At 55.7% G+C, this 18,763-nt stretch carries 18 protein-coding genes; 9 read left to right on the top strand and 9 right to left on the bottom strand.

The window, feature by feature from the left end; translation table 11 throughout:
• Positions 1–678 carry a gamma-glutamylcyclotransferase gene (locus JGC47_RS07875; RefSeq protein ID WP_004157326.1) on the bottom strand — a complete coding sequence of 226 codons (678 nt, stop codon included), beginning with the start codon at positions 676–678 and terminating at the stop codon, positions 1–3.
• Positions 679–963: 285 nt separating this feature from the next.
• Here JGC47_RS07875 and JGC47_RS07870 point away from each other — a divergent pair, with 285 nt between their 5' ends.
• The 6 genes from JGC47_RS07870 to chaA all read left to right on the top strand — a co-directional run bounded on the left by JGC47_RS07870 (position 964) and on the right by chaA (position 9,023).
• The gene (locus JGC47_RS07870) at positions 964–1,890 is read left to right on the top strand and encodes an aminoimidazole riboside kinase (protein WP_004157324.1); all 927 of its coding nucleotides are present in this window, start codon (positions 964–966) and stop codon (positions 1,888–1,890) included.
• A gap of 265 nt (positions 1,891–2,155) precedes the next feature.
• Positions 2,156–3,700: a carbohydrate porin gene (locus JGC47_RS07865; protein WP_004157323.1), complete on the top strand. Its 1,545-nt coding sequence runs from the start codon at positions 2,156–2,158 to the stop codon at positions 3,698–3,700.
• Between the two features lie 34 nt (positions 3,701–3,734).
• Positions 3,735–5,108, top strand: a complete 1,374-nt coding sequence (locus tag JGC47_RS07860; RefSeq protein WP_004157322.1) for a sucrose-specific PTS transporter subunit IIBC — start codon at positions 3,735–3,737, stop codon at positions 5,106–5,108.
• Positions 5,105–6,514 carry a sucrose-6-phosphate hydrolase gene (locus JGC47_RS07855; RefSeq protein ID WP_004157321.1) on the top strand — a complete coding sequence of 470 codons (1,410 nt, stop codon included), beginning with the start codon at positions 5,105–5,107 and terminating at the stop codon, positions 6,512–6,514. Before JGC47_RS07860 ends, JGC47_RS07855 begins: the two co-directional genes overlap by 4 nt.
• A gap of 28 nt (positions 6,515–6,542) precedes the next feature.
• The gene (locus tag JGC47_RS07850) at positions 6,543–7,571 is read left to right on the top strand and encodes a LacI family DNA-binding transcriptional regulator (RefSeq protein ID WP_004157320.1); all 1,029 of its coding nucleotides are present in this window, start codon (positions 6,543–6,545) and stop codon (positions 7,569–7,571) included.
• Positions 7,572–7,931: 360 nt separating this feature from the next.
• On the top strand, positions 7,932–9,023 hold the full coding sequence (chaA, locus tag JGC47_RS07845; RefSeq protein ID WP_004157319.1) for a sodium-potassium/proton antiporter ChaA: 1,092 nt from the start codon (positions 7,932–7,934) through the stop codon (positions 9,021–9,023).
• 201 nt (positions 9,024–9,224) lie between these two features.
• Here chaA and JGC47_RS07840 read toward each other — a convergent pair whose 3' ends face one another.
• From JGC47_RS07840 to hemA, 7 genes are all read right to left on the bottom strand, one after another.
• Positions 9,225–9,644: an META domain-containing protein gene (locus tag JGC47_RS07840; protein ID WP_004157318.1), complete on the bottom strand. Its 420-nt coding sequence runs from the start codon at positions 9,642–9,644 to the stop codon at positions 9,225–9,227.
• An 89-nt stretch (positions 9,645–9,733) separates the two neighbouring features.
• Positions 9,734–10,588 (bottom strand): 3-deoxy-8-phosphooctulonate synthase, encoded by an 855-nt coding sequence (gene kdsA, locus JGC47_RS07835; RefSeq protein ID WP_004157315.1) that lies wholly within the window; start codon positions 10,586–10,588, stop codon positions 9,734–9,736.
• A 31-nt stretch (positions 10,589–10,619) separates the two neighbouring features.
• Positions 10,620–11,426, bottom strand: coding sequence for an invasion regulator SirB1 (gene sirB1 / locus JGC47_RS07830; RefSeq protein WP_004157314.1), 807 nt, complete (start codon positions 11,424–11,426; stop codon positions 10,620–10,622).
• Positions 11,426–11,821, bottom strand: coding sequence for a SirB2 family protein (locus JGC47_RS07825; RefSeq protein WP_004157313.1), 396 nt, complete (start codon positions 11,819–11,821; stop codon positions 11,426–11,428). The genes sirB1 and JGC47_RS07825 overlap by 1 nt, the downstream gene beginning before the upstream one ends.
• Positions 11,822–12,667 (bottom strand): peptide chain release factor N(5)-glutamine methyltransferase, encoded by an 846-nt coding sequence (gene prmC, locus JGC47_RS07820; RefSeq protein ID WP_004157312.1) that lies wholly within the window; start codon positions 12,665–12,667, stop codon positions 11,822–11,824.
• Entirely contained in the window at positions 12,667–13,749 is a 1,083-nt protein-coding gene (gene prfA / locus JGC47_RS07815; RefSeq protein WP_004157311.1) for a peptide chain release factor 1, read from the bottom strand. The genes prmC and prfA overlap by 1 nt, the downstream gene beginning before the upstream one ends.
• A gap of 39 nt (positions 13,750–13,788) precedes the next feature.
• Complete coding sequence (gene hemA / locus JGC47_RS07810; RefSeq protein ID WP_004162229.1) at positions 13,789–15,045, bottom strand: glutamyl-tRNA reductase; 1,257 nt, start codon at positions 15,043–15,045, stop codon at positions 13,789–13,791.
• 225 nt (positions 15,046–15,270) lie between these two features.
• On the opposite strand from hemA, the gene lolB reads away from it, so the two are divergent.
• From lolB to prs, 3 genes are all read left to right on the top strand, one after another.
• Entirely contained in the window at positions 15,271–15,897 is a 627-nt protein-coding gene (lolB, locus tag JGC47_RS07805; RefSeq protein ID WP_004157308.1) for a lipoprotein insertase outer membrane protein LolB, read from the top strand.
• Positions 15,894–16,757 carry a 4-(cytidine 5'-diphospho)-2-C-methyl-D-erythritol kinase gene (gene ispE / locus JGC47_RS07800; RefSeq protein WP_004157306.1) on the top strand — a complete coding sequence of 288 codons (864 nt, stop codon included), beginning with the start codon at positions 15,894–15,896 and terminating at the stop codon, positions 16,755–16,757. Before lolB ends, ispE begins: the two co-directional genes overlap by 4 nt.
• A 257-nt stretch (positions 16,758–17,014) precedes the next feature.
• A complete protein-coding gene (prs, locus tag JGC47_RS07795; RefSeq protein WP_013201847.1) occupies positions 17,015–17,962 on the top strand; it encodes a ribose-phosphate diphosphokinase in 948 nt (315 codons plus the stop codon).
• 314 nt (positions 17,963–18,276) lie between these two features.
• Here the strand turns inward: prs and ychH are convergent, their stop codons facing one another.
• Positions 18,277–18,564: a stress-induced protein YchH gene (gene ychH / locus JGC47_RS07790; protein WP_004157303.1), complete on the bottom strand. Its 288-nt coding sequence runs from the start codon at positions 18,562–18,564 to the stop codon at positions 18,277–18,279.
• Positions 18,565–18,763: the final 199 nt, after the last annotated feature.

Raw genomic sequence — 18,763 nt, 5'->3', positions numbered from 1 at the left:
TTACCCGGCCAGTCCGTGGTGACACTGTTGCAGTTCCCGCACTCGCTGGATCAGGTCAGTCAGGCCGTCATCATGCATTCCGCGCTGCTTTAACTCCTGCTCAAGTGAAAACAGGTACTGTGCATTGGTGCCCAGCGGGCCTTGCGCCTGAGCAATCAGCGGCGCGATGGTTTGCGCACAGGAGTCGGCTTCATACAGCGCATGGCGCGGATCCATAACGAACACCAGTGCGCACACCGAGCGGCCGTCGTCCAGTCTGAGGTGGTGCCAGGTTGGCAAATAACATCCGGTGAGCATCTCACGCTTCCACAGCAGTTCCAGTTCTTCATGCAGCTTCTCTTCCGGTAACCGGAATGCCAGCCCGCTGGTTTGCCCGCCCTCTTTCAGCGCCAGCATGCGTCCGGGCTGGTTGGCGGTGCCACGGCCGGCCGTCAGCCGCAGACAGAAAGCCCGATGCCAGCCATGCAGCGTACCCGACGCCACTTCATCCGCAACAAACACCGGGTTCCACATCAGGGAGCCATAGCCGAATATCCACACCGGGCTGCTATCGGGACGTGAGGCCAGCGTTGCCGCAAGTGAAGCAGCACGCTGTTCGACGCTCCATAGCAGTGAATCTTCAATATCACCAAATGCGGTTTTACAGTCTGCTTTTAACAGGAAATCTCTCGTTAACATTGCCACCTCTTTTACCGCTGCACTCTCTCTTGTTTCACATTCCCTGTAGTAAGCTATTTTTAAGCAAAAAATGCTCGTTATTAAAGACCTTATGCATTTCCTTTATGGCAATCAAGTTTGATTGAGATCACAAAAGAAAAAAAGTTATAACCAGCTCCGGCCGCCACCGCAGGAAAATCACCGTCCCCGCTTGCCGGGAGCCCCATCTCATGGCAAAAAAGAGCTTTGATTTTTAGGCTAAACCCGTTTAGCTTGCTGGAAATTATTCATTTCAGGACAAATACGATGAAAAAAAGAATCTGGGTGTTAGGTGATGCGGTGGTGGACTTGCTTCCCGGGCAAGACAACCTTTTGCTGAAATGCCCCGGCGGCGCTCCCGCCAATGTGGCGGTTGGTATCGCCAGGCTGGGGGGAAACAGTGCCTTTATCGGCTGCGTGGGTGACGACCCGTTCGGAGAATTTATGCAGACAACCCTGCAACGTGAAGGTGTCGATATCGGCAAGATGTTCCGCATTGACGGCCAGCGAACTTCAACGGTTCTGGTATCGCTGGATACGGAAGGCGAACGCCACTTCACCTTTATGGTCCGTCCTTCCGCCGATCTCTTTTTGCGCACCGATTGCCTGCCGTCATTTGCCCAAGGTGAAGGTCTGCATCTTTGCTCAATAGCCCTGAGTGCTGAGCCCTCACGCGGCGCGGCGCTGCATGCCATGCACGCCATCAGGCAGGCGGGTGGCTGGGTAAGTTTTGACCCTAATCTGCGTGCGGACCTGTGGCCGGATGCTGACGAAATGGCCCGGTCCGTGGCTCAGGCTTTTGAGCTGGCAGACATCATCAAGTTGTCTGAGGATGAGCTGGTTTTCTTAACCGGCCTTGCAATTCTGGAACAGGGGATCGACCAGTTTACGGCACGTTACCAGCCTGCTTTATTACTGGTCACACGCGGCAGTCAGGGCGTCAGCGTCTGGCAGGCGGGTCGCCTGCAGCACTTTGCCGCTCCGCAAGTTGAAGTAACGGATACTACCGGTGCCGGCGATGCCTTTGTGGCCGGACTGCTGGCGGCACTGGTGCAGGAAACAAATCCGCTGCAACCACAGCGGCTGGATTTCGCCGTGCAGCAGGCGCAGCATAGCGGTGCTGCGGCCACCACCGCGAAAGGGGCTATGACCGCCCTGCCTTACGCTAAAGACCTCGTCCGCTTCAGCCAGTAGCAGACATTCCCCGAGTCATTCCCGCTGCCGTTCAAAAACGTCACGCGTTTCTGAACGGCACGGTGGCTGGCCCGAAGGGCACGAGCGGGTGAAAAGAGGCCGCTGCCCCGTCGGCAACCTGAAGTATTGCCGGGATAATTGCTAACCAGGTCACACTTCCCTGTTTGGGTTAATAAATCTGGTTGAACAGCATAATTCATTTCGCTTACCCTCCTGTCGAACCGGTTTAGCATAAAAATAAAACCATTACCTGGGAAAGCGTTAAATGACCAAACCTTATCTGATTTCTCTGGCTATCGGCGTTGCCCTGGCCACGCCGGCTATCGGCTATGCGGCCCCGACTCTGAGCAGTCTTGAGGCGCGGATGATTGCCATGGAACAACGCCTGCAACAGGCTGAAAATCGCGCTGCTCAGGCTGAAACGCGCGCCAGCGAGGCGGAAAAGCAGGTTGCGCGCCTGGAAAAACAGGCAGCGCAGTCTGACATTCAGCCGGTGGCCGCTGCTCCGGCTGCGGTGAGCGCCACTTCTCCAGCGCCCGTGGCTGCGCTGCCCGCACCGACCATGGCGGCAAGTGAGGGGTTTGAGTTCCATGGCTATGCGCGTTCCGGGCTGATTATGAACGATTCAGCGGCCGGAACGCAGAGCGGGCCGTATCTCACCCCGGCCGGAGAAACCGGAGGTGCCGTGGGCCGTCTGGGCAATGAGAACAATACTTACGTTGAACTCAATCTTGAACACAAGCAGCGCCTGGCCAACGGCGCCACCACCCGCTTCAAAGCCATGCTGGCAGACGGGCAGCGTGACTATAACGACTGGACAGGCAGCACCAGTGAACTGAATATTCGCCAGGCGTTTGTCGAGCTGGGTAGCCTGCCGACCTTCAGCGGCGTATTTGCTGACAGTACCCTGTGGGCCGGTAAACGTTTTGACCGTGATAATTTCGATATTCACTGGCTTGATTCGGATGTGGTGTTCCTTGCCGGAACCGGCGGCGGCATCTATGACCTGCAGTGGCAGAACGGGCTGAAAAGTAACTTCTCACTGTACGGGCGTAACTTTGGCGATGTTGAAGCGATTGACAACACCATCCAGAACTACATCGTCACCAGCAATAACTTTGCCGGCCCGTTGCAGCTGATGGTTAGCGGTTTACGTGCCAAAGACAACGATCTGCGCGTGAATAAGAGCCGTGAAAATCACAACGCCGGCGACAGCGGCCTCCACGCCATGCTGGCATTACACAACGACAGCTTTTGGGGCATGCGGGAAGGCACGGCGAAAACTGCGCTGCTGTATGGCCGTGGCCTTGGCGCCGAAGTTAAAAGCATTGGTGCGGACGGCAATCTGACCCAACAGGCGGAAACCTGGCGGCTGGCGAGTTACGGTGTCACGCCAATTAACAACACGTGGAGCTTTGCTCCGGCAGTGCTGGCGCAAAACAGCAGCGATCGATACGCCGCCGGCGACCGTTACCGCTGGGCAACGCTCAACGCACGCCTGATCCAGGCTATAAACCAGAATTTCGCACTGGCTTACGAGGGAAGCTATCAATACCTTGACCTCGATCCGCAAGGCTACAAAGACCGTCAGGCCGTGTCCGGCAGCTTCTGGAAGCTGACCTTCGCCCCAACCTTTAAAGTTGCGGACATTGGCGACTTCTTTACCCGCCCTGAAATCCGCCTGTTTGCCAGCTGGATGGACTGGAACAGCTCTCTCGATCGCTATGCCAGCGATGATGCTTTTGGCAGCAGCGGCTTCGCTGCCGGTGGCCAATGGAACTTTGGCGTACAGATGGAAACCTGGTTCTGATACCCGCCTGATAACATGAAATGATGGTGAAAAAGTGAATATTGAAAAAACAGCCCGTGAACTGATACCGCTGCTAGGCGGCCGTGAGAATATTGCCAGCGCCGCGCACTGCGCCACACGTCTGCGCCTGGTAATGGCAGACGACGAAAAAGTACAGAAAGAGGCGATAGAAGCGCTGGAAGGGGTCAAAGGCTGCTTCCGAAATGCCGGTCAGATGCAGATCATCTTCGGCAGCGGCATCGTCAATAAAGTCCATGCGGCCTTTGTGCGTGAGGCCGGGATCGGCGAGTCGAGTAAAAGCGAAGTCGCAGATATCGCGACGAAAAAACTCAACCCGCTACAGCGCATTGCACGTGTGTTGTCCAATATTTTCGTCCCGATCATTCCGGCGATTGTCGCTTCCGGTTTGCTGATGGGCCTGCTGGGGATGGTGAAAACCTATGGTTGGGTCGGCTCCGGCAGCGCGCTGTTTATTATGCTGGATATGTGCAGCTCTGCAGCGTTTATCATCTTGCCCGTCCTGATCGGTTTTACCGCCGCGCGTGAGTTCGGCGGTAACCCCTATCTCGGCGCGACGCTGGGCGGGATCCTCACTCACCCCGCACTGACTAACGCCTGGGGCGTTGCCAGCGGTTTCCATACCATGAACTTCTTCGGACTGGAAATTGCGATGATCGGCTATCAGGGCACGGTGTTCCCGGTTCTGCTGGCAGTGTGGTTTATGAGCCACTGCGAGAAGCGCCTGCGGCAGATAATTCCCGATGCGCTGGATATTATCCTGACGCCGTTCCTCACGGTGATTATCTCCGGCTTTGTTGCGCTGCTGATCATCGGCCCGGCGGGGCGCGCTTTCGGTGACGGTCTTTCCCTGGTTCTGAGCACGCTGATCGGCCATGCAGGCTGGCTGGCCGGGCTGCTGTTTGGCGGACTTTATTCGGTTATTGTTATCACCGGCGTGCATCACAGCTTCCACGCGGTTGAAGCCGGGCTGCTGGGTAACCCCTCCATTGGCGTGAATTTCCTGCTGCCGATCTGGTCGATGGCTAACGTGGCACAGGGCGGAGCCTGCCTGGCCGTATGGTTCAAAACCCGCGATGTCAAAGTTCGCAGCATTGTCGTGCCTTCTGGCTTCTCTGCCCTGCTGGGAATTACGGAGGCGGCCATTTTCGGGGTTAACCTGCGCTACATTAAACCGTTTATTGCCGGGTTGGCCGGCGGCGCGTTGGGCGGTGCATGGGTGGTCAGCATGCATGTCAATATGACCGCCGTGGGCCTGACCGCCCTGCCCGGTATGGCGATCGTTCAGGCCAGCTCGCTGGTCAATTATCTCATCGGCATGGTTATCGCTTTTACTACTGCTTTCGTGCTGTCCCTGCTGCTGAAAATCAAGTTTGAGGTTAAAGCATGAGCGAAGCCCATTTGCTGAAACAGGCGCTGCGCGCAGTCCTGAGCGGTCAGCAGCGCGCGGCGCGTGACCACCACCGCCCGATGTGGCACCTTGCCCCTCCTGTCGGGTTACTGAACGATCCTAATGGCTTTATCCATTTCGAACAGCGCTATGTGTTGTGCTACCAGTGGAACCCGCTGGACTGCAAGCACGGCGCCAAGTTCTGGGGACAGTGGAGCTCCTGCGATTTGGTGCACTGGCGGCATGAGCCGCTGGCGTTAGCCCCCTCAGAAAACTATGAAAGCCACGGCTGTTATTCAGGTTGCGCGGTGAATAATCAGGGCGTACTGACGCTCATCTACACCGGTAACGTCAAGTTCGACGACGGCAGCCGCACGGCCTGGCAATGCCTGGCGACACGCGATCAACAGGGCGAATTCCATAAGCTGGGGCCGGTGCTGGCGCTGCCGGAGGGCTATACCGGCCACGTGCGTGACCCCAAAGTGTGGCAGCACGATGGCCAGTGGTATATGGTGCTCGGCGCACAGGATCTGCAGCTACAGGGCAAGGTACTGCTGCTGCGGTCGGCTGACCTGCACCATTGGACACTGCTGGGCGAAATTGCCGGCAGTCAGCTTAACGGCCTGGGCGACTTTGGTTATATGTGGGAATGCCCGGATCTGTTTGAGCTGGACGGCAGTCATGTTCTGGTGGTCTGCCCCCAGGGGCTGGCGAGCGAGGCAAGGCGATACCGCAATACCTTCCAGAGCGGTTATTTTTGCGGCCAGCTTGACCATGACAGCGCCAGCTTCTGTCACGGACAGTTTCAGGAACTGGATCACGGATTTGAGTTTTATGCGCCGCAAACCTGTTTAAGCGATGATGGCAGACGGCTGCTGATTGGCTGGATGGGCATCCCGGATGACGATGAGTTTTATCAGCCCACCAAAGCGCACGGCTGGATGCATACCCTGACCTGCCCGCGCGAGCTGACGCTGTGCGCGGGCCGGATCCACCAGCAGCCGGCGCGCGAACTGCAACAGCTGCGCCAGCAGGAAACCCGGCTTGTTGGCTGTGCCGAAGATCTGCCGGCGCTGGATATTGGCAGCGCTGAGCTGGAACTGTCTGTCGACGGCGTCTGCCATGCCAGGTTTGGCGACAGGCTAACGCTGTGCATAGATCGGCCGGGCATCACGCTGCGCCGGAATAATCTGCGCAGCGGCGACGTGGAAGAGCGCTACTGGATGGGCGAGGTGCGCACGTTGCGCATTCTCTGTGACAGTTCCAGCATTGAGATATTTATTAACGATGGCGAAGGGGTGATGTCGTCACGCTACTTCCCCGCAGCGGAGCCGCGACTGCGTTTTAGCGGCAGCGCGCAGATAGCGCTGCGCTACTGGAGGCTGCAACAATGCGTGATAGAATAAGACTACGATCCATCGCGCCTAATCCACTGTGACTAAAAACAAACGTATTACCATTAACGATATTGCCCGGCTGGCGGGAGTGTCAAAATCCACCGCCAGCCTGGTGCTGAACGGCCGGGGAAAAGAGCTTCGCGTAGCGCAAGGAACTCGCGATCGCGTGCTGGAAATCGCCCGCCAGCAGCACTATCAGCCCAGTATTCACGCCCGCGCGCTCAACTCCAACCGCAGTCATACCCTCGGGCTGGTGGTGCCGGAGATGACCAATCACGGTTTTGCACGGTTTTCACATGAGCTTGAAACGCTGTGCCGCGATGCCGGCTTACAGCTGCTCATCGCCTGTACCGCCGAAAATGCCAGTCAGGAAACTCTGGCGGTAAACAACCTCATCCAGCGTCAGGTTGACGGGCTTATCGTCGCCTCAAGCATGTTAAACGACGCGCAGTATCAGAAAATTAACCAGCAGCTGCCAGTGGTATTGTTTGACCGCCACCTTGGTGATTCATCGCTGCCGCTGGTGATCACCGCCTCCGCGGAGCCAACCGCCATGCTGATACAGGCGGTTATGCGCGAAGGCTATGACGAGATCTATTTTTTCGGCGGACAGCCGCGCATTTCGCCCACGCGCGACCGCCTTGCCGGGTTTCATCTTGGCCTGCAGCGTGCCGGGATCACGGCCAAACCAGAATGGATTATGCACGGACACTATCATGCCAGCTCAGGCTACGAACTGTTTGCGGAACTCTACGCGCAGCTTGGGCGCGTGCCACAGGCGCTGTTTTGTGCCGCCTGCGGGCTGCAGGAAGGCGTGCTGCGCTATCTTAGCCGACATCACCTGCTGAATACCCCGATGCATCTGAGCAGCTTTGACGATCACTACCTGTATGACGCGTTGTCAGTCAGCATTGATACCGTGGAACAGGATGAACGCCTGCTGGCCTGGAACTGCTTTGAGATGGTCACACAGCTGATTGACGAGCAGACGCCACCATCCACCCAGCGTTGGCTGCCGGCGCGCATAAAGTGGCGGCGCGCCACTCCTTTCGGCAATGGCATGTGATGCGGGCAGCCCGCACGCCAGGCAAGCATGCTTTCTGTTGGTCAATTAACGACACAAGCAGGACTTGTTCCGCAGACAGTCTGTTTTCATCACATAATGGCAACAAAACGGGGTTTAAACAGCTTATTAAATTTGGTTACGAACGATAAAGTTCACTATCTTCATTACGATAGAATAAAAACAGCCATATTAATGCCACTGAGACTCTTTTCATCAAACAGTCCATGAAATGACACAAACAGTTCTGACAGCTGAAAAAAAGGTATACTTTCATCACTTGTCTTACATTTTGTCAGACTGTGTCTAACCGACCTGCAGAGTTGCTTCAGGTCACGGGCCATGGATAAGGAGCGTTTGCCGATGAATACACACGACAGCATTAAAACCCGTCATAAAGAGTCTTCCCTGCTTTTACCCATCGCTGCACTGGTTATTTTAGGGTTTTGGGGCAATACATCTTCCATTGCGTTGGTGACAATAATCAATCTGGTTGCGCTGGTGGCAATCCTCAGTAGCGCTTTCAGTGTGGTACGGCACGCCGACGTGCTGGCACATCGTCTTGGCGAGCCTTATGGCTCTTTGATCCTTAGCCTGTCGGTGGTGATTCTGGAGGTCAGCCTGATTTCCGCGCTGATGGCCACCGGTGACGCCGCGCCGGCGCTAATGCGCGATACGCTCTATTCCATCATCATGATCGTGACCTGCGGACTGGTGGGTTTTGCTTTGTTGCTTGGCGGGCGTAAATTTGCCACCCAGTACGTTAACCTGGCCGGCGTTAAGCAGTACCTGATTGCCATCTTTCCGTTAGCCATGATTGTGCTGGTGTTGCCAAATGCGCTGCCGGGCGGCAATCTCACCGTTGCCCAGGCATTGTTGGTTTCAGCCATTTCAGCGGCAATGTACGGGGTATTCCTGTTGATACAGACTAAAACTCACCAGAGTCTGTTTGTCTATGAGCATGAAGATGAAGGGGAAGATCCGCAGCAGGGGAAGCCATCCTCTCATTCCAGTACCTGGCATACTCTGTGGCTTATCGTGCATCTGATTGCGGTGATTGCGGTCACCAAAATGAATGCCATTACCCTGGAATCGCTGTTGACCGGGCTGGATGCTCCGGAACAGTTTACCGGTTTCCTGGTGGCACTGTTGATCCTTTCACCTGAAGGGTTAGGCGCGATCAAAGCGGTGCTGGCCAACCAGGTACAGCGTGCAATGAACCTGTTTTTCGGTTCAGTGCTGGCCACCATTTCACTCACCGTTCCTGCGGTGACAATTATCGCCACCCTGACGGGACAACAGCTGATCTTTGGTCTGGAAGCGCCGCAGATGGTGGTCATGATTTCGGCTCTGCTGCTGTGCCAGATATCATTCTCAACCGGCCGCACCAATGTTCTGAACGGCGCGGCGCATCTGGCGTTGTTTATTGCTTATATGATGACAGTCATGCTTTGATTTACGCCGGGGGACGGCTTACCCTGTCCCCTTTCAGCCAGCGCACCAACGCACCTGCCGCTTTAAGTCTGGCGGGTATAGCCTGAATAATTCGAGCTGCAGGAAGACGGCAAATGTGTGGATGCCGATGCGCTGACACCAGTCAGTGATTCGGGTGAACGCATGCAGCCAACGCACCTGCCGCTTGAAGTTTAGCGGGTGTTATTGTTGGGCCTGCACCTTATACTCCAGCGAATGACCGCTTCCCGTCAGCGTCAGGCTTTGCGCGGTTACCTTAACGGCAGCGCCGTTGATCAGTACCGTACTTAACGTCTGTTCCCACTGATTTAGCAGCGGGTCGCTGCACATCATCCGGGTTGATGCCAGCTGCGGCACCTTCAACTGGCCGCTCTCCAGCTTGCCCTGACCGAAGAAGCGGTTACACATCACACCGCTTACCTTTAACCCGGCGTCAAAACTGATACCCGGCTTGATGCCATCACGCAAGGCCACCGCTTTTCCATCCACAGCGCTTAGCACAAACATCCGGTTTGCCAACAGTGCGCTGTCAGACTGTGCGGCACTGCCGCCACAGCCGCTCACGGCGACGGCGGCCAGCAGTAACAAGCTACTTTTCTTCATCATCATTCCTTACGATACTTTCCATTTTGGCTTAAAACGCATTGTGCCGCAGCAGTAACGGGCCGGTGATTGCCCATGGGCTTCAGATATCAGTGACTGGTATCAAGCTGCGGGAAACTTTTTATCAAATCGTCGATGGCTTTCATCTGCAACAGGAACGGCTCAAGCTTGTCCAGCGGCAGAGCCGACGGGCCGTCGCACTTGGCATTTGCCGGATCCGGATGCGCCTCGATAAACAGCCCCGCAATGCCCACCGCCATCCCGGCGCGAGCCAGTTCGGTCACCTGACCGCGACGGCCGCCGGATGCGGCACCCATCGGATCGCGGCACTGCAACGCATGGGTGACGTCAAAAATAACCGGACTGTTAGCCGATACCTGCTTCATCACGTTGAAGCCCAGCATGTCGACCACCAGGTTGTCGTAGCCAAAATTAGCGCCGCGATCGCACAGAATAACCTTTTCGTTACCCCCTTCAGCGAATTTGTCGACGATATTCCCCATTTGTCCCGGGCTGACAAACTGCGGCTTTTTGACGTTGATCACCGCACCGGTCTTCGCCATCGCTTCAACTAAATCAGTCTGGCGCGCAAGGAACGCGGGCAGCTGGATAACGTCCACCACGTCGGCCACCGTCTGCGCCTGACTTGCTTCGTGGACGTCAGTGATAATTTTCACCCCAAAGGCCTGTTTGATTTCCTGGAAGATTTTCATCCCCTCTTCCAGCCCCGGCCCGCGGTAGGAGTGAATAGAAGAACGGTTGGCTTTATCAAACGAGGCTTTGAACACATAAGGGATGCCCAGTTTCTGGGTAACGGTGACGTAATGTTCACAGATACGCATCGCCAGATCGCGTGATTCCAGCACGTTCATGCCGCCAAACAGCACGAAAGGCAGATCGTTTGCTACTTTGATATCGCCAATGTTAACCACTTTTTGTTTCATCTCTTCGCCTTATTTCTTGGATTCACTTAAGTTAGTGAAGGACAATCTGTTTCTGTTCTATGGAATGAATCTGAATTTTAATCATCTCGCTGATCGGATCTTCCGGGCACTGTTCCACAAAGTAGGTCAGATCGCTGAGCGCGACGTGTGCGCATTCAAGCTGGGCAAAGATGAGTCCGCGATCGCGAATTTCATAGGGATCTTCCGGGTCCATTTGCACCAGCACTTCGCTGGCATGCAGTGCCAACTCCATCTGCTTTTCGTCCATTAGCGCGGACTTAAGGGCATCAAGCATTTTACGTAATACCATCATGGGTTCAGCTTCCTGGAGATCGTCTTCATACAACTCTGCCCCCGGCCCGATATTCCCTTTCAGCCACACTTCCAGCTGGTGTTCATCCAGCGTTTCGCCGTCAAAAGGGTTTATCAGCCACAGATTTTGATCAACCCATTCTGCTCGCAAAATCAGCTGCGTCGGGAAGATCACCGGCAGCAGAGGAAGGTTGAGCTTGCCGGCAATATGCAGAAAAATGATGCCGAGTGACACCGCGGTCCCCTTACGAGTACGCAGTACCTTATCCAGCCACAACGTATCCGAAAGGCGGTAAACCCCACTGGCTCCACCAAACCCCCAGCGGCCCCAAAAAAGTTCAATCAGTTGCTCAAACTGCAAATCCGCAGCCAGTTCAGGGGAGATTTCAGCACGCGCTTCATCCACCAGCGCCGAAAGCTGGTTTCTGGCATATTCCGCCGGGAAGTCGCTGCGAATAGACTGCGATGCAGTAATCATCGCTTCACTCAGTGATGTGGTACTAAAATCGAACTCGACCAGTGACATTATACCCACCCCGGCAGTGTCATTTTAATGGTGGCTAACCTGATAACCGCCAACAAGGCGACCAGTGCCACAACAAACGCCAGCCAACGCACTTTCTGCGCGCGTGGACGGCGTTCCAGGGCGATAAAGCTCAGAACCAGGCAGATGATAACGCCAAACAGTTTTACGGTCAGCCCGCCGGGCTGCGTACTGCACGGGCAGAATTGAGTCACTGTCACCAGCAACCCGCCTGTGATCGGCAGCGTATCATTCAGCTGCGATATAATGCGCCCCCCCTGCCCTGGCAACAGGGTTACATGCGTTTGTAACCCGTCGAAACGCAGTACCAACATCAACAGGGTGATGGCGAAGGTTAGCAGATAAAGATTTTTCTGCGGAATGTACCAGGCGGCCATTTAAAGTTCCTTATTAACGGTTTTTTGCCCGAAGGTGACGCGATCGTTACCGCCGTAATCCTGGCAAGTTTCAATCCGGCAATAGTGGTTGTCACTTAAAATTTGTCGTATCTGTGCACCCTGCTGCCAGCCGTGCTCTAACAGCAGCCACCCGCCATTGGCTAAATATTGCCCGGCCTGAGCGGCGATAATTTTGATATCGGCCAGCCCGCCATCGCCAGCAACCAGCGCGCTGGCGGGTTCGAAGCGCACGTCACCCTGTGACAGGTGCTTATCTGCGGCATCAATATAGGGTGGATTGCTGACAATGACGGCAAACTGCTGTGGCTTAAGCGCCGAGAACCAGTTGCCCGGCATAAAGGTGGCGTTAGCCAGGCCCAGCCTGGCGGCATTGTGCTGTGCCAGCGCAACGGCGGCCGGAATGCGATCAATTCCACTGATCTGGCAGTCCGGGCGTTCACTGGCCAGCGCCAGCGCTATCGCTCCGCTGCCGGTGCCGAGATCCAGTATCGAACAGGCCGCGTCAGGAAGATGCGCCAGCGCCTGCTCCACCAGCACTTCGCTGTCCGGGCGTGGGATGAGCGTATCCGGCGTTACGTTCAACGAAAGCGACCAGAACTCGCGTTCCCCGGTCAGGTAAGCTATCGGCTCGCCGGCCGCGCGCCGCGTGAGAAGCGCATGGAGTTGTTCCAGCGCGGCTGCATCCAGCACGCTGTCATCAAATCCGATCAGCCAGGCGCGGGATTTACCGGTCACTAACTGCAGCAGGATCTCCGCGTCACGTTTCGGACTTTCACTTTCGCTAAGTTGCGCTGTTGCAGCACGCAGCCAGTCACGTATCTGCATTAGTCCTGCCCGGCAAGCGCCGCCAGCTGGTCGGCCTGATATTCCTGCACGATTGGCTCAATGAGCGCATCGAGCTTACCTTCCATGGCCTCATCCAGACGATAAATGGTGAGGTTGATCCGATGGTCGGTCACACGGCCCTGGGGGAAGTTATAAGTACGGTTGCGGTCGGAACGATCGCCGCTGCCAAGCAGATTACGCCGTGTCGACGACTCTTCCTGCTGGCGGCGCGCCATTTCAGCAGCACGAATACGTGAACCGAGCACGCCAAGCGCTTTGGCTTTGTTTTTGTGTTGAGAACGTTCGTCCTGGCACTCGACCACGATCCCGGTTGGCAGGTGGGTAATACGGATAGCCGAGTCGGTGGTGTTTACGTGCTGCCCTCCCGCCCCGGAGGATCGGAAGGTATCTATTTTCAGATCGGACGGATTGATATCCGGCAGCTCCGCTTCCGGCAGCTCAGGCATGACCGCCACGGTGCAGGCCGAAGTGTGGATGCGACCCTGCGATTCCGTTTCCGGTACGCGCTGAACGCGATGCCCGCCGGATTCGAACTTCAGCCGTCCGTAAGCCCCCTCGCCGATCACTTTGGCGATCACCTCTTTGTACCCCCCGTGCTCGCCTTCGTTGGCGCTCATCACTTCGACCTTCCAGCGCCTGGATTCGGCATAACGACTGTACATGCGGAACAGGTCGCCGGCGAAAATCGCCGCTTCGTCACCGCCGGTTCCGGCGCGCACTTCAAGATAGCAGTTACGTTCATCATCGGGATCTTTTGGCAGCAGCAGCACCTGTAGCTGTTGCTCCAGGTCTTCACAGGTGGCGCGCGCTGCCTGTAACTCGTCCTGCGCCATTTCGCGCATTTCAGCATCACCAAGCATCATTTCTGCGGCGGCAATGTCTTCCTGGCACTGCTGCCACTGACGGAAACACTGGCTGACGTCGGTCAATTGGGCATATTCACGCGATAACGCGCGAAAACGTTCCTGATCGGCAATGACGCCCGCATCGCCCAGCATTGCCTCGACCTCTTCGTGGCGCTCCTGCAAGGCTTCCAGTTTGGCAACAATAGAAGGCTTCATTTGTATCATTTTACCTTGTAAAAAGTGGGACCTGAGACGCTAATCCAGCCCAAGGCTGTCGCGTAAAATTTGCAGACGTTCGCCATCGCCATCGCGAGCGGCCTGCTGAAGAGATTTGGTAGGGACGTGGATCAAACGGTTAGTCAGCTTATGAGCCAGTTCACGCAGCACCTGTTCGGCATCCGCCCCCTGCTGCAGTGACTGAATGGCGCGCGCTTCCAGGTCGGCGCGCACCCTGTCCGCCTGTGAACGGTAATCGCGAATGGTTTCAACCGCGCTCTGCGAGCGCAGCCAGCACATAAACTCGCTACTTTCCTGCACCACGATGGTTTCGGCCTGAACCGCTGCGGCCTGGCGCTGTGCCATATTGCTTGCAATAATCGCCTGCAGATCGTCAACGCTGTAAAGATAGGCGTTTGGCAATTTCCCGACTTCCGGTTCCACATCACGCGGCACGGCAATATCAACCAACAGCATGGGCTGATTACGCCGTTTTTTCAGCGCCCGCTCGACCATTCCTTTACCAATTATTGGCAGCGGACTGGCGGTGGAGCTGATAATAATATCGGCTTCAGCGAGGCGCTCGTCGATCTCTGCCAGGCTAATGACTTCAGCGTCAACTTCGTCGGCCAGCAGCTGTGCGCGCGCTGGCGTGCGGTTGGCGATCATCAATTTCTGCACCTTATGTTGGTGCAGATGGCGGGCTGCAAGTTCGATGGTTTCCCCGGCACCAACCAGTAATACACTGACCGTCGCCAGCGATTCGAAGATCTGACGTGCCAGGGTACAGGCGGCAAAAGCCACCGAGACCGCACTGGCACCAATCTCCGTTTCGCTACGCACCCGCTTAGCCACGGAAAACGACTTCTGAAACATGCGCTCCAGCTCGCTGTCCAGCGAATGCCCACGCTGAGAATCGGCAAAGGCTTTTTTTACCTGGCCAAGAATTTGTGGTTCACCCAGCACCAGCGAATCAAGCCCGCTGGCAACGCGCATCAGGTGGCTGACCGCCTCATTGTCATGATGCCAGTAGAGGCTTTGCAGCACCTCGTCAGGACGCAAATGATGATAATCACATAGCCAGGCTATCAGCTGGTCTTGCAGATTTTCATGCTGCTCAACGCTAAGGTACAACTCGGTACGGTTACAGGTAGACAGCACCACGCCGCCCTGCACCTGCGGCTGAGCCAGCAGGCTGTTGAGCGCCTGTTCAAGGGTATCTGGCGTGAACGTCACACGCTCACGCAGGGCCACGGGTGCCGTTTTGTGATTAATTCCGAGAGCCAGTAACGTCATGGTGACAGGTCGGGGAGATCCCACTGTTGATAGGGTTTTGTGAGCCGCATTCTACAAGATGAGCGAGGTCAATAAAAGACATGCTTCGTCTATCCCTGTAACAAGATATACCTTTCTCTGGTTAAATCAGTTCATTTGCTCATTGACGGCGTCAGTTTAGCTGGTTAGCGTGAACGGTTGATGCGGCAAGTATGCCCGAACCGAGTCTGAGGAGCTGACCCTGTTATGTTATCGTCGAATCGCCGCCTGTTGCGGCTTCTTCCCCTCGCCAGCCTGCTGTTGACAGCCTGTGGCCTGCACACACAGCCACAAAAACCGGGACAAAGCCCGACCGCCGTGCAGTGGCGCCAGCATCAGCAGGCGGTACAAAATATTCATCAGTATCAAACCCGCGGGGCTTTTGCCTGGCTTTCCGATCGGCAGAAAGTGTATGCCCGTTTCAACTGGCAGCAAACCGCACCGGATCGCTACCGCCTGTTGCTGACCAATCCGCTGGGCAGCACTGAACTGCAGTTGGACCAGCAGGGTCAGGTAGCTCAGATCGTCGATAACAAAGGTAAACGCTACGTGAGTAACGATGCCGCGCAGATGATTTCCCAATTGACCGGGATGACGATTCCGCTGAATAACCTGCGCCAGTGGATGGTCGGCCTGCCGGGCGATGCCGCTGACTTTACGCTGGATGACCAGTACCGCCTTCGCGAAGTCAACTACAGTGAAGAAGGCCTGCAATGGCACGTCACCTACCAGGCTTATCATAATGAGCAAAACCCGCAGCTGCCTGCCAGTATCGAGCTGCAACAGGGCGACGAGCGCATTAAGCTGAAGATGGATAGCTGGACCTTAAAATGATAACCACTTGGCCTGCGCCGGCAAAACTCAATCTGTTTCTGTACATCACTGACCGTCGTCCGGACGGCTATCATAATCTGCAGACGCTGTTTCAGTTCCTCGATTATGGCGATACCCTGACGATTGAAACTGATCAGAGTGGCGAGCTGCAACTGTTAAGCCCGCTGGTCGGCGTGCCCGACGATGAAAATCTGATTATTCGCGCAGCAAAATTGCTGCGCCAACAGGCACAAATATCCGGCACACTGCCTGCTAACTCCGGTGCAAAGCTCGCGGTGACAAAACGGTTGCCGATGGGCGGCGGTTTGGGCGGCGGCTCTTCCAACGCCGCTACGGTGCTGGTGGCGCTGAATCATCTGTGGCAGACCGGCTTCAGTTTCGCCCAGCTGGCCGACTTTGGCTTGCAGCTGGGCGCCGACGTCCCGGTATTTGTCCACGGCTTTGCCGCATTTGCCGAGGGCGTTGGCGAGCGGCTGACTCCGGTTTCTCCCGCTGAAAAATGGTACCTGGTGATGCACCCGGGCATCAGTATCGCCACTCCGTTAGTCTTTAACGATCCAGCACTGACCAGAAACACGCCACATCGGGAAATCAGCGCCTTATTATCGAGCGAATTCCGCAATGATTGTGAAGCAGTCGTAAGAAATCGTTTTCGCGAGGTTGAACAGCTCGTTTCCTGGCTGCTAGAATACGCGCCGTCACGCCTGACCGGGACGGGTGCTTGTGTGTTTGCAGAATTTGACACCGAGTGCGCGGCTCGTCAGGTGTTTGAGCTGGCTCCGCAAGGGTTGCAGGGGTTTGTAGCGCGGGGCGTTAACGTCTCACCGCTGCACCGCACCCTTACGCAGCAAATGAGTTAATGTGACAGCGTCACACTGATCCTGATGCTGCACAACTGCTCTTAAATAACCCGAGTCATTGGCACGTTAGTAAAGCGGCAAGTGCACTCCCTGATCGGTTGCTTACTGAGTAAGTGACTGAGACGATGATTCGCAGCCAACGCTGCTACGGCGTCAAGGACGTCGGGTAAGACACCCGTATGAAAACGTCAACAGTATTCCGCCCAGTGCTGTTTTCGATATTTCATTCTCTGGACGCAAAGCCTGAGGTTCTTCTCGTGCCTGATATGAAGCTTTTTGCTGGTAACGCCACCCCGGAACTAGCACAACGTATTGCCAACCGCCTTTACACCAGCCTGGGTGACGCCGCCGTCGGTCGTTTCAGCGATGGGGAAGTGAGCGTACAAATTAACGAAAATGTACGCGGTGGTGATATTTTCATCATCCAGTCCACCTGTGCTCCGACCAATGACAACCTGATGGAGCTGGTTGTGATGGTTGATGCACTGCGTCGCGCTTCCGCCGGGCGTATTACGGCAGTGATCCCCTACTTTGGCTATGCACGACAGGATCGCCGCGTGCGTTCCGCCCGTGTTCCTATTACGGCTAAAGTGGTTGCCGACTTCCTTTCCAGCGTTGGCGTTGACCGCGTTCTGACTGTGGATCTGCACGCTGAACAGATTCAGGGCTTCTTTGACGTCCCGGTTGATAACGTATTTGGCAGCCCCATCCTGCTGGAAGATATGCTGCAGATTGGCCTGGAAAATCCGATTGTGGTCTCGCCGGATATCGGCGGTGTGGTTCGTGCGCGAGCGATTGCTAAACTGCTGAACGATACGGATATGGCGATTATCGATAAGCGCCGTCCGCGAGCCAACGTTTCGCAAGTGATGCATATCATCGGCGATGTGGCTGGCCGTGACTGCGTGCTGGTCGACGATATGATCGATACTGGTGGAACCTTATGCAAGGCAGCGGAAGCCCTGAAAGAGCGCGGGGCGAAGCGTGTATTTGCCTACGCCACCCATCCTATCTTCTCGGGTAATGCGGTTGAAAACCTGCGTAACTCGGTGATTGATGAGGTGGTGGTGTGCGATACCATCCCACTGCCGGAGGAGATCAAAGCGTTGCCTAACGTGCGTACGCTGACTCTGTCAGGCATGCTGGCTGAAGCGATTCGTCGTATCAGTAATGAAGAGTCAATTTCTGCGATGTTCGAGCATTAACAGGCCACAAGCCGACTGAAGCCGGTGCCCGCTCCGGCCGTTGTGCATTGGCATCATTTAACTCAGGCCCTGCCGTTTAGCGCCGGGTAGCAAACTCGCTCTTCCAGCCTGTGAGGGACAGGGTCATGCCTGTCCCCTTTTTTTGGCCTGCGTTCAGACGACCCGCTGATTACATTGACCAGCAAGTTCAGAACACACGGCAGGTAATGGCCGATCATGGCAAAACAAACGCCGGGGTCGCGGCATCAGTTCTGCGACAACAGAGGATGCCGCTAACACTTTTTTCCACCGACTCAAGTAAAGTTCACTTCGCCCTATTGGTGATGATGATACCGATCACCAGCGCGACGGCAGCGCGAGTCACCACAGTGACGCACCCAGTAATACCGGTCAGTGATTTTCTCACGGCCGCTTATTCTGGCTCCGGCCAGCCACAGTAAAGCGCCGATAAAGATGCTGAAAATAGCCCCATTAACCATAAACTGCGGCAAGCCAAGCTGTGGAAACTGATTGACCACCGAAAAAACGATGCCGGCGATCATTACCGCCAGTCCCAATATCATCAGACTATTACCCAGCAGATGGGTATGTTGTCGCTTCATTCGACACCTCCAGACATGTTCAGGAAGCAGGTTCCATTGCAAGACAGGGTTAGTCTAAAAAATATCAAGCATTATTGATGAGTCAGCGATCACATTTAACCGGGATGATTTGACGATACTTTACGTTCAGGCCCGGTCTGATGTCAGCACGTAAATAATTTACTCAATATCGCCGTTACTTATCGGCTTAAGCGCAGAT

It is taken from the genome of Erwinia amylovora (assembly GCF_017161565.1).
In the GTDB taxonomy this organism is placed as follows: Bacteria; Pseudomonadota; Gammaproteobacteria; order Enterobacterales; family Enterobacteriaceae; genus Erwinia; species Erwinia amylovora.
The sequence above is the reverse complement of the archived record's forward strand: the minus strand, read 5'-3'. Positions and strand labels throughout refer to the sequence as shown.

Bases quoted from the DNA above. Each gene is read 5' to 3' on its own strand.
- JGC47_RS07875 (WP_004157326.1), bottom strand. From the start codon at position 678: ATGTTAACGAGAGATTTCCTGTTAAAAGCAGACTGTAAAACCGCATTT.
- JGC47_RS07870 (WP_004157324.1), top strand. From the start codon at position 964: ATGAAAAAAAGAATCTGGGTGTTAGGTGATGCGGTGGTGGACTTGCTT.
- JGC47_RS07865 (WP_004157323.1), top strand. From the start codon at position 2,156: ATGACCAAACCTTATCTGATTTCTCTGGCTATCGGCGTTGCCCTGGCC.
- JGC47_RS07855 (WP_004157321.1), top strand. From the start codon at position 5,105: ATGAGCGAAGCCCATTTGCTGAAACAGGCGCTGCGCGCAGTCCTGAGC.
- chaA (WP_004157319.1), top strand. From the start codon at position 7,932: ATGAATACACACGACAGCATTAAAACCCGTCATAAAGAGTCTTCCCTG.
- JGC47_RS07840 (WP_004157318.1), bottom strand. From the start codon at position 9,644: ATGAAGAAAAGTAGCTTGTTACTGCTGGCCGCCGTCGCCGTGAGCGGC.
- kdsA (WP_004157315.1), bottom strand. From the start codon at position 10,588: ATGAAACAAAAAGTGGTTAACATTGGCGATATCAAAGTAGCAAACGAT.
- sirB1 (WP_004157314.1), bottom strand. From the start codon at position 11,426: ATGTCACTGGTCGAGTTCGATTTTAGTACCACATCACTGAGTGAAGCG.
- JGC47_RS07825 (WP_004157313.1), bottom strand. From the start codon at position 11,821: ATGGCCGCCTGGTACATTCCGCAGAAAAATCTTTATCTGCTAACCTTC.
- prmC (WP_004157312.1), bottom strand. From the start codon at position 12,667: ATGCAGATACGTGACTGGCTGCGTGCTGCAACAGCGCAACTTAGCGAA.
- prfA (WP_004157311.1), bottom strand. From the start codon at position 13,749: ATGAAGCCTTCTATTGTTGCCAAACTGGAAGCCTTGCAGGAGCGCCAC.
- hemA (WP_004162229.1), bottom strand. From the start codon at position 15,045: ATGACGTTACTGGCTCTCGGAATTAATCACAAAACGGCACCCGTGGCC.
- lolB (WP_004157308.1), top strand. From the start codon at position 15,271: ATGTTATCGTCGAATCGCCGCCTGTTGCGGCTTCTTCCCCTCGCCAGC.
- ispE (WP_004157306.1), top strand. From the start codon at position 15,894: ATGATAACCACTTGGCCTGCGCCGGCAAAACTCAATCTGTTTCTGTAC.
- ychH (WP_004157303.1), bottom strand. From the start codon at position 18,564: ATGAAGCGACAACATACCCATCTGCTGGGTAATAGTCTGATGATATTG.